At 72.0% G+C, this 12464-nt stretch carries 10 protein-coding genes; 5 read left to right on the forward strand and 5 right to left on the reverse strand.

All coding sequences use genetic code 11. The features are described from left to right. Positions 1–28 precede the first annotated feature (28 nt). From ACQKQD_RS16770 to ACQKQD_RS16785, 4 genes are all read left to right on the forward strand, one after another. Positions 29–976: a FecR family protein gene (locus tag ACQKQD_RS16770; RefSeq protein ID WP_427508930.1), complete on the forward strand. Its 948-nt coding sequence runs from the start codon at positions 29–31 to the stop codon at positions 974–976. Positions 977–1093: 117 nt separating this feature from the next. After that, positions 1094–3727 carry a TonB-dependent siderophore receptor gene (locus ACQKQD_RS16775; protein ID WP_427508931.1) on the forward strand — a complete coding sequence of 878 codons (2634 nt, stop codon included), beginning with the start codon at positions 1094–1096 and terminating at the stop codon, positions 3725–3727. Between the two features lie 879 nt (positions 3728–4606). After that, positions 4607–8629: a S8 family serine peptidase gene (locus ACQKQD_RS16780; protein WP_427508932.1), complete on the forward strand. Its 4023-nt coding sequence runs from the start codon at positions 4607–4609 to the stop codon at positions 8627–8629. Between the two features lie 45 nt (positions 8630–8674). Beyond that, positions 8675–8872 (forward strand): hypothetical protein, encoded by a 198-nt coding sequence (locus ACQKQD_RS16785; protein WP_100253874.1) that lies wholly within the window; start codon positions 8675–8677, stop codon positions 8870–8872. A 102-nt stretch (positions 8873–8974) separates the two neighbouring features. Here ACQKQD_RS16785 and ACQKQD_RS16790 read toward each other — a convergent pair whose 3' ends face one another. The 3 genes from ACQKQD_RS16790 to ACQKQD_RS16800 all read right to left on the reverse strand — a co-directional run bounded on the left by ACQKQD_RS16790 (position 8975) and on the right by ACQKQD_RS16800 (position 11551). Beyond that, on the reverse strand, positions 8975–9340 hold the full coding sequence (locus ACQKQD_RS16790) for a response regulator (protein ID WP_042672258.1): 366 nt from the start codon (positions 9338–9340) through the stop codon (positions 8975–8977). Continuing rightward, the gene (locus ACQKQD_RS16795; RefSeq protein ID WP_427508933.1) at positions 9337–10827 is read right to left on the reverse strand and encodes a sensor histidine kinase; all 1491 of its coding nucleotides are present in this window, start codon (positions 10825–10827) and stop codon (positions 9337–9339) included. The genes ACQKQD_RS16790 and ACQKQD_RS16795 overlap by 4 nt, the downstream gene beginning before the upstream one ends. Positions 10828–11008: 181 nt before the next feature. After that, positions 11009–11551 carry a DUF3016 domain-containing protein gene (locus ACQKQD_RS16800; protein ID WP_091982126.1) on the reverse strand — a complete coding sequence of 181 codons (543 nt, stop codon included), beginning with the start codon at positions 11549–11551 and terminating at the stop codon, positions 11009–11011. A 204-nt stretch (positions 11552–11755) separates the two neighbouring features. On the opposite strand from ACQKQD_RS16800, the gene ACQKQD_RS16805 reads away from it, so the two are divergent. Then, positions 11756–11884 carry a hypothetical protein gene (locus ACQKQD_RS16805; RefSeq protein ID WP_020096525.1) on the forward strand — a complete coding sequence of 43 codons (129 nt, stop codon included), beginning with the start codon at positions 11756–11758 and terminating at the stop codon, positions 11882–11884. A gap of 10 nt (positions 11885–11894) precedes the next feature. Here the strand turns inward: ACQKQD_RS16805 and ACQKQD_RS16810 are convergent, their stop codons facing one another. Together ACQKQD_RS16810 and ACQKQD_RS16815 are read right to left on the reverse strand one after the other, a co-directional pair. Continuing rightward, the gene (locus tag ACQKQD_RS16810) at positions 11895–12173 is read right to left on the reverse strand and encodes a hypothetical protein (protein WP_026605481.1); all 279 of its coding nucleotides are present in this window, start codon (positions 12171–12173) and stop codon (positions 11895–11897) included. A gap of 29 nt (positions 12174–12202) precedes the next feature. Then, complete coding sequence (locus ACQKQD_RS16815; RefSeq protein WP_020096527.1) at positions 12203–12451, reverse strand: DUF6894 family protein; 249 nt, start codon at positions 12449–12451, stop codon at positions 12203–12205. Between the last annotated feature and the right edge of the window lie 13 nt (positions 12452–12464).

Below are 12464 nucleotides of genomic sequence, written 5' to 3' on the forward strand. Positions count from 1 at the left end.
GGACGGGCGGAGCGGGCAGCGGGTCGACATGGAGGAGGAGCGCAAGCCCGCGGGCGACGACGAGGCCGCCGACGACCCGATCTACGCGCGGGCCGCGTTCTGGGTGGTTCGCCTGTCCTCCCCCGACGCGACCGACGCCGACCGGGCAGCCTTCGAGACCTGGCGCGCCGCCGACCCGGCCCATGCCGAGGCCTACGTGGAGATGGAGGCGTGGCGGGGCATCGCCGGGCGCGTGCCCGATACGCGCCGGCGCAGGCGGCCGCCGCCGACGCGCCTCGTCGGCCTCGCGGCAGCGCTGGGCCTGTCCGGATTCATCACCTACGAGAGCGGGATCCTCGACCGTGTCCGCGCCGACGTCTGGACCGGGATCGGGGACATCGAGACGGCGCGGCTCCCCGACGGCAGCCGCGCCGCCCTCAACACCGACACCGCGCTCGCCCTGCACTTCACGGACGCCGCGCGCGACGTCCACCTGCTGCGCGGCGAGGCGGTGTTCGATGTCGTGCCCGACAGCGCCCGACCCTTCGTGGTCTACGGCGGCGGGTTGCGGGTGCGCGCTGTGGGGACGCGCTTCTTCGTCCGGGCCGGCGGGGACGCCGAACCGGTCGGCGTGGCGGAGGGGCGCGTGGACGCGTCGACGACCGCGGGCGCCGTGACCATCGGAGCCGGCGAGGTCGCCCTCCGGAGCGCCGACGGCCATCTGATGGTCGAGCGCGGCGATGTGGGGCGCGCCACGGCGTGGCGGGAGGGCAAGCTCGTCGTCACGGGGCAGCCCCTCGCCGCGGTCGTGGCCGACCTGAACCGCTATCGGCGCGGGCGCATCGTCCTGCTCAGTTCGGGGCTGGGCGCGCAGCGCTTCAGCGGGACGCTCGACATCCGCGACACCGACGACGCGCTCGACGTTCTGGCCGCGACGATGGGCCTGCGCGTCACGCGCCTGACCCCGTACCTCGTCCTCGTCAGGCCGCCGGCCTGACGAGGCGAAAAAAACCGACGCGGGGAGGTCAGGAGTTTCGCGCCTCGATTGTCGTTTGTCCGTGAGGGCCACGGAGCGCGCGCCGAGCGCGCCGCCCTCCGCGGAACGGGGGCATGAATGGCAGTGTGGGATCTTGGCGGCACGCTCGGCCGCGCGCCGGGCGGTCCATGGCGCGGTGCAGCCCTGGCGAGCGCGTCCCTGATCGCGCTCGGGCAGGCGTCGGCCGCGCAGGACCGTTCGATCACCCCGACCTTCGTGCGGGCGGGCGAGCGGCTCAACATCGTGCCCGTCGCGACTGGCGATGCCGCGCCGCCGCGCGCGCTCTCGGAGCGGCGCGTCCGGCTCTCGATCGCGCCCGGCCCCCTCGAGCCGGCCCTGGCGAGCCTCATCGCGCGGACGGGCCTGTCGCTGGCCTACCGGACGGCGCTGACCGAGAACATCGCGACGCGGGGCGTCGAGGGGGACGTCCTGCCCCTGGAGGCGCTGACGCAGCTGCTCGACGGGACGGGGCTGACCTACCGCGCGGCGAAGCACGCGACGATCACGCTCGTGAACCCGCGCTACGCCCAGGCGTCCCTGCCGCCGGGGGATTCGAACGCGCTGACGCCGGTCGGGGCGGCCGCCGCGTCGGTCACCCTCGACGAGCTCTCGGTCGAGGCCCAGCAGCCGACCTTCGGGACGACGGGCTTCGTCGCGACCCGGTCAACGGCGGGCTCGAAGGGCAACGATTCCATCCTGGAAACGCCCGCCACCGTCAGCGTCATCACCCGCGACGAGCTGAATGTCCGGGGCGTGCAGGACGTCAACCTCGCGGTCGCCTACACGCCCAACGTCCAGGCCGTCGACTATCCCGGCGGCCAGGGCGGTCCGACCTTCACGCTGCGCGGGTTCAACGCCAACAATTTCGACAGCGTCTACGAGGACGGCCTGCGCTACGGCTTCAACTCGTTCGACCAGAACATCGAGCCCTACGCCTACGAGCGCATCGACGTCGTGAAGGGGCCGATCTCGGTCCTCTACGGCCAGGGCCAGCCGGGCGGCATCATCAACCTCGTCTCGAAGCGCCCGACCTTCGTGCCGTTCAACGAGGTGTTCATCCAGGGCGGCAATTACGGGCGCGTCCAGGCCGGCTTCGACCTGTCCGGCCCGGTCGAGGGGGCGCCGCAATTCGCCTACCGGGTGACCGGCCTCGTCCGCAACGCCGACAGCCAGGTCAAGTACACGCCGGATGACCGGACCTTCATCGCCCCGGCTCTGACCTGGCGGCCGGACGCCGACACGTCGCTCACGGTGCTGGGCAAGTACGCCGAGTACCGCGGCGGCGGCTCGGAGCAGAGCCTGCCGATCGTCGGCTCGATCCTGCCGAGCGCGCGCGGCTTCTTCCCGCGCAGCCCGTTCGTCGGGCAGCCGAACTTCAACACCGGCCTCCTGGAGAACAAGGAGATCGGCTACATCCTCGACCACAGCTTCGCGCCGGGATGGCTGCTGCACTCCGCCTTCCGGGCCTACGAGACCACCTCGAAGTTCGACGCGGTCGGCGCCAGCCCGGCCTTCACGCCGCCCGGTTTCCTCGCCGTCTCGGTCTTCCCGTACCTGCGCGACCAGTCGAGCCAGGGGCTCCTGACCGACAACTATATCCAGGGGCGCTTCGACACCTGGGACGTCCAGCACGACGTCGTCTTCGGCGTCGGCTTCCAGAACTACTACCGCCGCGACGCGCGGACCTTCCCGAACGGCTACCCGACGATCGCCGCGAACCGCCTGATCGACCTGTACAATCCGGTCTACAACCTCGGCATCGCCTTCCCGCAGCGCACGAACGTCTCGACCCGGGCGCTCCAGCAGCAGACGGGTGCCTATGTCCAGGACCAGATGAAGTGGAACGGCTTCATCCTCACGGGGAGCCTGCGCAACGACTGGGTCGACCAGCAGGTCCGGACCACCTTCAACTTCCCGAACCTGCCGGTCGCGACCCTCAACCGGACGACGGTCGACAACCAGAACTTCTCGGCCCTGAGCTACCGGGCCGCCCTGGGCTACGAGTTCGCCGCCGGAATCGTGCCCTACGCCGCCTACTCGACGTCGTTCAACCCGCAGATCGCCGGCCAGCGGGCGGACGGGTCGGCGCTGCCGCCCCGCGAGGCCAGCCAGATCGAGGGCGGCGTCAAGTGGCAGCCGGTCGGCACCAACGCGCTCGTCACCGCGTCGTATTTCGAGATCACGCAGACCAACATCCCCCTGGCCGATCCCCGCAACCCCGGCTTCTTCATCGTGACCGGCGCGGCGGAGTCACGGGGCTTCGAACTGGAGGGCAAGGCGAGCCTGTTCGACGGGTTCAACCTGATCTTCGGCTACGCCCACCTCGACACGAAGGTCACGCGGAACGCGACCAACCCCGCGCTCGTCGGCAAGCGCCTGCCGAACGCGCCGGACAACACCCTGTCCCTCTTCGCCGACTACACCTTCCCGCTGAACTCGCCCTTCGCCGGCTTCCGGGCGGGGGCGGGCGTGCGCTACGTCGGCGAGCGGACGGACGCCACCAACGTCGATCGCATCCCGGCCTACGCCCTCGTCGACGCCTCGCTGAACTACGACCTCGCCCAGCTGAACCCGGCCTGGAAGGGCGCAATCCTGTCGGTGAACGCCAACAACATCTTCGACCAGCGGTACTTCACGTCGGGCTTCTACACCGGCTACGTCTTCGAGGGGTTCCGCCGGAGCGTGTTCGGGACGCTCACCTATCGCTGGTAGGATCGTCGGACGATGACGCGCGCGGCGCCGACCGTCTCCGGGCGGCCGGGACCGGAGGGGTATCGGCGGGCGTCGGCCCGCCGCTTTACCGCCGCGCGAACCTTCCGCCTGTGTCTGTGGCCGCATGGCGGGCGCGGGCCGGTCGCGGCGCCGAGAAAGCCGAGCCGGTCGCCGCGATCCCGATCCTATGGTCCGGCCGTGTCACAACGCCATTCCGCTCCTGTGCGTCCTTCGAACCGCTACGCTTCGGTTTGCTCCGGGCGGTCGCCTGACCGCACGGGCCGATCCGAACGGCCGCCGCCCCCAGGAATCGCATGAGACCTCCTCCGGAGCTCGGCGGTCATGCGCGGGGCCGCTGGACAGGGCGGCCGCACGCGCCTGGATTGCGTGCCTCGCGGATCCGGACCGACGCTGAGCCGTCCGACGTGGCGGGGATCGAACGCTGCGCCCGCGGGTGTTCCGACCCGATCTGGCCGCACTGAACCGCGGCGCTCGGCCCAAGCTCGCACTTGCCGGGGGGCTATCCGTTCCAGAAAGGGGGATCCCCGTTTCAAGCTGTCGCGCGCGACGCCGAGTGTGGCCCCGATGTGATAGTTCGTTGAGGCCGCATTTTCTAAGCCCCGCGCAAAGCTTGCGACAGGCGTGACCGGGGTCAGTTCGATGGTCCGACAGTATATCGGTTCGGGGCCCGTGACCGGATCCTGTGATCCGAGCAGAGGTATCGGCTCCGGAACGCGGAAGCGCGGCCGTCTGCGGATGGGATTGCTGATCGGCGCCTCGCTGGGCGTGCTCGCACTCGCTCTGGGACCTGTGGTTGGACAGAGCCTGCCGGCGCGATCACCCTCGACCGCGGGATTGACGGCAGCGGATTTCATCCGGATGCCGGAGTATCGAGCCGATTGGGGGCTGGCCAAGATCGATGCCGCCACGGCCTATGCGCGCGGCTTCACGGGCCTCGGCGTTCTGGTGGCTGTCGTCGACAGCGGGATCGATCCGACACATCCTGAATTCATCGGCCGCATCTCGCCGGCGTCGCGGAACTTCATCCCCGGCGAGACGCGGCTCCGCGACACCGACCTTCCCACCGCCGATGATCCCATCGGGGGGCATGGCACGCACGTGTCCGGCACCGTGGCGGCGAGTTTCGACGGCCGGGGCATGATGGGCGTCGCTTTCGACAGCACGATCCTCGCCGCGGTCGATCTCAGATACGTCAATGAAGCGACGCGGTATGCGGCAGATCGGGGTGCCCGGGTTCTGAATGGCAGCTTCGGGGACGATTTTCGCTACGAGAGAACGTCCTACCAGACCTATACATTGAGCGGAGCGCAGGCCGAGTACGACGCCATGAAGTACGCGGCCGCGAAGGGCGTGCTCATGGTCCGAGCCGCCGGAAACGAGCATACGATCTACAATCAAGCCAGCTATAAAAACCCGATCAACGGCGGGCTTTTTCCGTATGTCAGCCCAGAGAACGCGAATGCGGGAGTGTACCGCTTCGTCGACAATGCGGGAAATCCGGTAGACCAAAGTCAGATCAGATTCTCCGGCCTCGACGGGTACGTCGTTTCGGTGGTCGCTTTGGACAGCAACAACAACGTCGCGGATTTCAGTAATCTGTGCGGCGTCGCCAAGAACTGGTGCATGTCCGCACCGGGGGTCGACATCTACTCAACCCTCCGAATGGGATCGGGTGAGAATCCCAACGACCCGAATTACGGGCTCAAGAGCGGCACATCGATGGCCGCACCGCACGTGGCCGGTGCTGCAGCCGTGCTGTTCCAGGCGTTCCCGTTCCTGACGGCGCCGCAGATCGCCCAGACCATGTTCACCACCGCCACCCATCTCGGCGACGGGCCCGCCAACGCCCCGAACGCCACCTTCGGCTGGGGCCTGCTCAACCTCGGCAAGGCCATCGACGGCCCGGGCCAGCTCACCTCCGACTGGACCGTCAACACCACCTACAACGGACAGGCCTATTACGGCCGCTTCGCCAACGCCATCTCCGGCGTCGGCGGCCTGACCAAGGTCGGGCTCGGCACCCTCGAACTCGCCGGCACCAACACCTATGCCGGACCGACCACCGTCGCCGGCGGCACCCTGTTCCTGTCCGCCAGCGGCAGCCTGACCTCACCGGTCTCCGTCCAGAGTGCGGGCACCTATCTCAATGCCGGCTGGACCCAGAGCAGCGTCAGCAATGCCGGCCTCCTGATCAACACCGGCACCATCTCCGGAGGTGCGACCAATGCCGGCACGGCGCTCAGCAGCGGCGTGATCGCCGGCGGCGTGGCCAACAGCGGCACGCTGTCCAACAGCGGCACCGTCGCGGGCGGCCTGACCAACACCGGCACGGCCCTCAACACCGGCACCATCGGCGGCGGCGCGACCAACAGCGGCAGCCTGATCAACGCCGGCACCCTCGCGGGCGGTCTGACCAACACCGGCACCGCCCTCAACACCGGCGCGATCGCCGGCGGCGTCATCAGCAGCGGCATCCTGAGCAACAGCGGCGCCATCGGCGGCGGCGTCGCCAACACCGGCCTCCTCGCCACCAGCGGCACGATCAGCGGCGGCCTGACCAATGCCGGCACCGTGCTCGCCAGCGCCGGTCGCATCGACGGGCCCATCGCCAACAATGCCGGCCTGCTCGCCGTCGCCGGATCCCTGGCCGGCACCGGCCCCTTCGCCAACGCCGCCGGCGCGACGCTCGCCGTCACCACGGGCGGCAGCTACAGCCTCGCCGGCCCCCTCGCCAATGCCGGCCTCGTCGCCGTCGCCCAGAGCGCCAGCCTCACCGCCTCCGGCGGCCTCAGCAATGCCGGCCTCGTCGCCAGCGACGGCACCCTCACCGCCGACCTGACCAACACCGGCATCGCCCGCCTGTCCGGGCAGTTCAACGGCACGCTCACCAACACCGGCCTCGTGCAGATCACCGGCCCGCTCGCCGGGCTGACCGGCCTGACCAACACCGGCGCCCTCGACCTCGGCGGCACCGCCCTCACGCTCACCGACCTCGCCGGCCCGGCCTCCGCCGTCCTGGGCAACGGCGCCCTCACGGTCTCCAGTGCGGCCGCCTCGACCTACGCCGGCGCCATCCTGGAGACCGCGAGCCCGACCAGCCTGACCAAGGCCGGCCCCGGCACGCTCCTGCTCACCGGCCCCGGCCTCTTCTCCGGCCCGACCACAATCCAGGCCGGCACGCTCTCCCTCAACGGCCTCTGGACCTCGCCGGTCACGGTCGCGGCCACCGGCACCCTGCGCGGCATCGGCACCGTCGCGGCCCCGGTCACGGTCGCGGGCGCCCTGCGGCCGGGCAACTCCCCCGGCACGCTCACCGTGCTCGGCCCGGTGGCGTTCGCCCCCGGCAGCAGCCTCGGCCTCGACATCGACGGCCCGGGCACCGGCACCGGCGCGGGCAGCTACGCCCGCCTGCTGGTGCTCGGCCCGACCGGCACGGTCTCGGCCAACGGCACCCTGGTGCCGGAGCTGCGCGGCATCACCGGCAACGCGGGCAACAGCTTCACCCCCGCGCTCGGCCAGCGCTTCGGCGTGCTCACCGCGCAGGCCGGGCTGTCGGGCTCGTTCAGCGGGCTCGCCCAGCCGGCGGCGGGCCTGCCGGCCGGCACGCGCCTCGACGCGCTCTACGCCGCCACCGGCCTCGACCTCGTGGTCACGCCCGCCGCCTACGGCAACCTCATAGGTCTCGGCCTCGCCCAGACCGGCAACGCCCGGGCGGTGGGCGCGGCGCTGGACCTCGCCCGCCCGGCCGCCGGCACGCGGCCGGACGCGGCGCGGGCGCGGGTGTTCGACCCGCTCTACGCGGCCGGCCCGGCGACGCTGCCGGGCGGCCTGGCGAGCCTGTCGGGCCAGAGCTACGGCGACGCGGTGATGACCGACCTCGCCGCGCGCCGGCTGCTCTCCGACACGATCGACCGGCACCAGCGCGGGCTGGGCGGGGGCGCGGGCGCGTTCAGCGCGGGCGATCCGGGCCCGGGCCCGAACCGCACGGCGCTGCAGGTGCGCGGCGGCGCCGGGGCGGCGGAGCCGGCGCTGGCGGTGGGCGAGGGCCGGGTCTGGGCCGACGCGCTGTACGGGTTCGGCGCGCGCGCCGGCGACCGGGCGGCCGCGGGGGCCGGGTTCGACGCCGGCGGGCTGCTGATGGGCGTCGACCGGCAGGTCGGCGCGGACACGCGGGTGGGCGGGGCGTTCAGCTACCTGCGTGAGGGCGGCACGTCGCGGGGCGCGGGTCTGGGCCGGTTCACCACCGACAGCTACGGCGGCACACTCTACGCGAGCACGCGACTCGGCGCGGTGGTTCTGCGGGGCACGGCGGGGGTGTCGTACGCGGACGGTCGGGTCGACCGGACGGTGGCGCTGGGCGCGGCGGTGTCGCAGGCGAGCGGCCTGTCGTCGGGCTGGAACGGCGGGGTGTCGGGCTTTGCCGGCTACGCGCTGGCGACCGGCCTGCCGGTCGAGGTCGTGCCGGAGGTGGGCTTCAGCTACGACCGGCTGACGCGGGGCCGGGTGTCCGAGCGGGGCGGTCTGGTCGGGCAGGGCTTCGGCGGGCAGGGCTTCGCGGTGGCGGATCTCGACGCGGCGCGCAGCCTGGTCGGCGGGCGGGTGACGAGCTGGGCGTTGGCGGGCATTCCGGACCTGCGCCTTGAGGGTCGGGCGTACTGGGCGCACGAGCTGGCCGACACGGCGGCGGTGATCCGCTCGAGCCTGTTCGGGGCGGGGTTCGCGGGCCGGACGAGCGCGCTGGGCCGGGACGGCGCGGTGCTGGGGGTGAGCCTGACGGGGGCGGTCGCCGCGGGCGTGCGGCTGTCGGTGGGCTATACCGGCGACGTCCGCCCGGGCGCCACCGCCCAGGTGTTCACCGCCGGCCTCCAGGCTGCATGGTGAGGGGCGCCGCCTTTACCCGGCCGGCGCCGTGGTCCGGAGGCGCGCATGCGCGGGAGAGACGGCCCGGATAAGCCACCGCCCGAGCCCGCACTGGCAGTCCGCCGGCGCGGCTTCTTCCGGCGCGTGCTCGACGGTCTCGAAGCCGTCGAGCTGCTGGTCCAGGCGGGCCGGCTGGTCTGGTGGCTCCTGAGAGGCCTGTGGCTGGCCGCCGGCGCGATCGTGCGCCTCTTCGGGGATCGCTGACGTGCGGCGCCGGCGGCGGCGCGGGATCGATGCCCGCGCGGATGTTTCACGGGAAACATCCTCCGCGCCGCCGCGGCCCGCGCCACCGCCAGCTGGGAAATGTCAGCCGAACAGCGCCCGCGCCACGACCTGCGGGTCGATCGGCTTCTGGCACAGGGCGACGGCGCCGTGGAGCGACGGCACGGCGACCGGATCGTAGCCGGTCGCGAACAGGAAGGGCACGCCGCGCGCGTGCAGCGCGTCGGCCACCGGATAGACCAGCTCGTCCTGCAGGTTGATGTCGAGGACCGCGGCGTCGATCTCGGTCGTGCCGGCAATCAGCGCCAGCGCCTCGCCGACGCTCGCCACCGGACCCAGCACCTGGGCACCGCCTTCCTCGAAGCCGGACTTGAGATCGACGGCGATGAAGTAGTCGTCCTCGACGAGCAGGACCCGCCTGCCGGCCAGCGCGCGTGGTTTCGAGGTCATGCGGGGTTGCCTGCGGCTTCTCCCTCGGGGAGCGGGATGTTGATCGAGCAATGTAGCGCCGTGGCGCCGAGTTCGTAGCTGGTCGTCGCCTTCAGGGCGTAGGGCAGGGCGTGCTCGATCAGTTCCCGCCCGTAGCCGCCCCGCGGCGCCGCGTCCGCCAGCTCCGGTCCGCGAACGAGACCCTCCTCCACCCATTCCACCAGCAGCCGGCCGCCGCCGTCGTCCGCCCGGTAGGTCCGCCACGTCACGCTCAGGCGTCCCTGCGCGGTGGTGAGCGCGCCGTATTTCAGCGCGTTGGTGGCGAGCTCGTGCAGGGCCAGCGCGAAGGTCTGCACCGTCGCCTTGCGCAGCCGCACCACGGGCCCGTGCAGCCGGATGCGCGCCGGCATGGCCGGGGCGTCGAGGGCGGCGAGTTCCGTCTCGATCAGGGAGCGGAGCGTGATCGGTTCCTGATCGGAGCGCGAGAGGAGGCCCTGGACCCGCGAGAGGGCGGACAGGCGATCGTTGAACCGCTGCCGGAACGTCTCGCCGGGCCCGGTCTGGGCCATGGTCTGCTTGGCGATGGAGCGCACGACGCCGAGGAGGTTCCGGGTCCGGTGCTGCAGCTCGGCGACCATGACCTGCTGCCGCTCCTGGAGCTGGCGCAGATCGTCGATGTCGGTCGAGGTGCCGAGCCACTCGACGATCCGGCCCTGAGCGTCGCGGACCGGCGCGGCGCGGGTCTGGAACCAGCAGAACCGGTCCTCGGCGGCGTTGCGGAGCCGGTGCTCGAAGGAGAGGTTGCCGCTCACCGGCGCCTCGCGCCACGCGGCCGCGGCGACCGCCTCATCGTCCGGATGGACCGCCGCCAGCCAGCCCCAGCCCAGGCTCGTCGCGTCGGTCTGCCCGGTATAGGCGTGCCATTGCGGGCTCGACCAGATGCAGGCCCCGTCGATCGCGGCGCGCCAGACGAGCTGGGGGATGCCCTGGGCGAGGGTGCGGAACAGCTCCTCGCTCGCGCGCAGGCGGCGCTCGGCCAGAACCCGCTCGGTGCTCTCGACCACGATGGCGATGACCCCGGCCGGACGCCCGTCCTCCCCGAAGACCGGCGAGTAGTCGAGATTCATCCAGACCGGCTCGGGCCGGCCGTAGCGGTGCAGGGTCAGTTGCTGGTCCTTGTACGACAGCGTCCCGCCGGCGAGGCCGACGCGCATGACGTTGTCGTTGAAGTCGGCGACCTCCGGCCAACCCTCGCGCACCTTCGAGCCGAGGAGCTCGGGATGGCGGCCGCCCGCGAAGCCCGAATAGGCGTCGTTGTAGATCATGATGCCGTCCTCGCCCCATAGCAGCACGATCGGCACCGGCGATTGCAGCAGCGTGCTGACCGCGAAGACCAGGCTCTGCGGCCAGTCGGCGATGGGACCCAGCGGCGTCCTCGCCCAGTCGAAGCTCCGGACGAGGTCGGCGAGTTCGCTGCAGCCGGCCGAGAAGATGCGGGCCTCGCTCATGCGGTGACCGACTCGTGAGACTCCGGCTCGGGCGAGCGCAGAGGGTGGAAGCCCGGTCCGCGACCGGTCGGGTCGGCCGGCCCGGCATGCGGGTCACGCCGACGCTACTACACCGCTTCTCTGCCCGGTAGGGGCGCCGCCGGCTCCGGCCCGGTCGCGTCGTCGGGCCGGCAGACGGGTTCTAGCCGCGGCCCGCGGGCTCCGGGAAGCGCCGGGCGAACCAGTCGCGCAGGATCTGCCGCTCGTAGTAGAGGCCGCCGGTGGAGAAGCGGGGATTGGACGTCAGCAGGAAGTTGATGTCCGTCACCGTGTCCGCGCCCTGTGCCACGGTGCGGCCGCCGCGACGCAGGCTGTAGGCGAGGCGGATCCGCGGCGGCGTGGCGTCCGTCACGACCCGCAGGCCGGTCGGGGTCGCGAAGCCGGGCCGGTCGAAGCCCGCCAGATCGACGTCGAGCACCGTGATGTCGAGACGCTCGTCGGGGCGGAGCCGCGCCGTGCCGAGATCCGTGAAGATCCGGGTCAGCTCGGCCAGGGTGACCCGGAGCGGCTGCCCGGAGCCGAAGCGGTTCTCGGCATCGGTGAACCGCTCCGGCGCGGCGTAGCGCACGGCCACCTGCGCCTGTGCCGCCGGCTGTGCCCGGGCGGGGGCCGCGGACGACCCGATCACCGAGAGCGCGGCCGCGGCCGCGAGCGCGGCCGATCTTCCGGCGAGACGCGTGCGCATACCGAACTCCTCTCCGCGTGTGGCGGCCTGACCGGGGCAGGCCTGCCGGGAAGAACCGCCTGAACGGGGCCCGGTATCCAGTGCCCCGCGCGGATGTCCGGCTGCGACCGAATGGCGCCCGACCGTCCATAGTCTCGCCGTGATCCGGGCGCCTCGTAGCGCACCCGGCCCGAGGGGCGAGCCGGTCATGGGAGTCCGACGCGCATGATGAACTCTGTTCTCGCGCTTCTCACCGTCGTGGCGGTGCTGGTGGTCACGGCGCTGATCAAGCTGCCGCTCCTGCCGTTCCGCCTGGTCGGCCGCCTTCTGCGGAGCCGCCCGGCGGCGGCCTGACCCGCGCCGCTCAGGCCGCCGCGTCGATGACGAATTCCATCCCGCGACCCGGCCCCTGATCGGAATAGTCGACGAGCGCCAGACCGCGCTCGGCCAGGGTCGCCTCGACGGTGTCCCGCTCCCGGCGCACCATCTGACCCACCGCCAGCGGGGTCAGCCGGGGGCTCGCGCGCCGCAAGCGGTCGACGCCGATATGGGCCGGCGTGCCCGCGTCCTCGGCGATCCGGGCCAGGGCCAGACCCAGGTCGCGCGCCTTGGTCTCGGCGGCGGATCTCGGCTTGAACGCCATCTGCTTCTCCTTCTGCTCGGCCACCCGTCTCAGGCGGCCCGCCTGTCGACGCACACATCCGGGAACGCCCGGATCCAGACCCGGCGCCCCTTGGCGTCGTAGACCTCGACCTGCCAGCCCGACCAGTCGAACCGCTCCACGACCCGCTCCATCAGCGCGAGCGCGACCCGATCGGCGTGGGCCCGCACCTGCGCCGCGTTCGGAAACCGGCTGCCGCGCAGGTCGGTCACCAGCTCGTGGCCGTCCGTGCAGTGGAAGCGGTAAAGCCGCGTCGGCATTGAGCTTCCCTCG

The organism is Methylobacterium sp. NPDC080182 (assembly GCF_050281105.1).
GTDB lineage: Bacteria > Pseudomonadota > Alphaproteobacteria > Rhizobiales > Beijerinckiaceae > Methylobacterium.

Bases quoted from the DNA above. Each gene is read 5' to 3' on its own strand.
- ACQKQD_RS16770 (WP_427508930.1), top strand. From the start codon at position 29: ATGGAGGAGGAGCGCAAGCCCGCGGGCGACGACGAGGCCGCCGACGAC.
- ACQKQD_RS16775 (WP_427508931.1), top strand. From the start codon at position 1,094: ATGGCAGTGTGGGATCTTGGCGGCACGCTCGGCCGCGCGCCGGGCGGT.
- ACQKQD_RS16780 (WP_427508932.1), top strand. From the start codon at position 4,607: ATGCCGGAGTATCGAGCCGATTGGGGGCTGGCCAAGATCGATGCCGCC.
- ACQKQD_RS16785 (WP_100253874.1), top strand. From the start codon at position 8,675: ATGCGCGGGAGAGACGGCCCGGATAAGCCACCGCCCGAGCCCGCACTG.
- ACQKQD_RS16790 (WP_042672258.1), bottom strand. From the start codon at position 9,340: ATGACCTCGAAACCACGCGCGCTGGCCGGCAGGCGGGTCCTGCTCGTC.
- ACQKQD_RS16795 (WP_427508933.1), bottom strand. From the start codon at position 10,827: ATGAGCGAGGCCCGCATCTTCTCGGCCGGCTGCAGCGAACTCGCCGAC.
- ACQKQD_RS16800 (WP_091982126.1), bottom strand. From the start codon at position 11,551: ATGCGCACGCGTCTCGCCGGAAGATCGGCCGCGCTCGCGGCCGCGGCC.
- ACQKQD_RS16805 (WP_020096525.1), top strand. From the start codon at position 11,756: ATGATGAACTCTGTTCTCGCGCTTCTCACCGTCGTGGCGGTGCTGGTG.
- ACQKQD_RS16810 (WP_026605481.1), bottom strand. From the start codon at position 12,173: ATGGCGTTCAAGCCGAGATCCGCCGCCGAGACCAAGGCGCGCGACCTG.
- ACQKQD_RS16815 (WP_020096527.1), bottom strand. From the start codon at position 12,451: ATGCCGACGCGGCTTTACCGCTTCCACTGCACGGACGGCCACGAGCTG.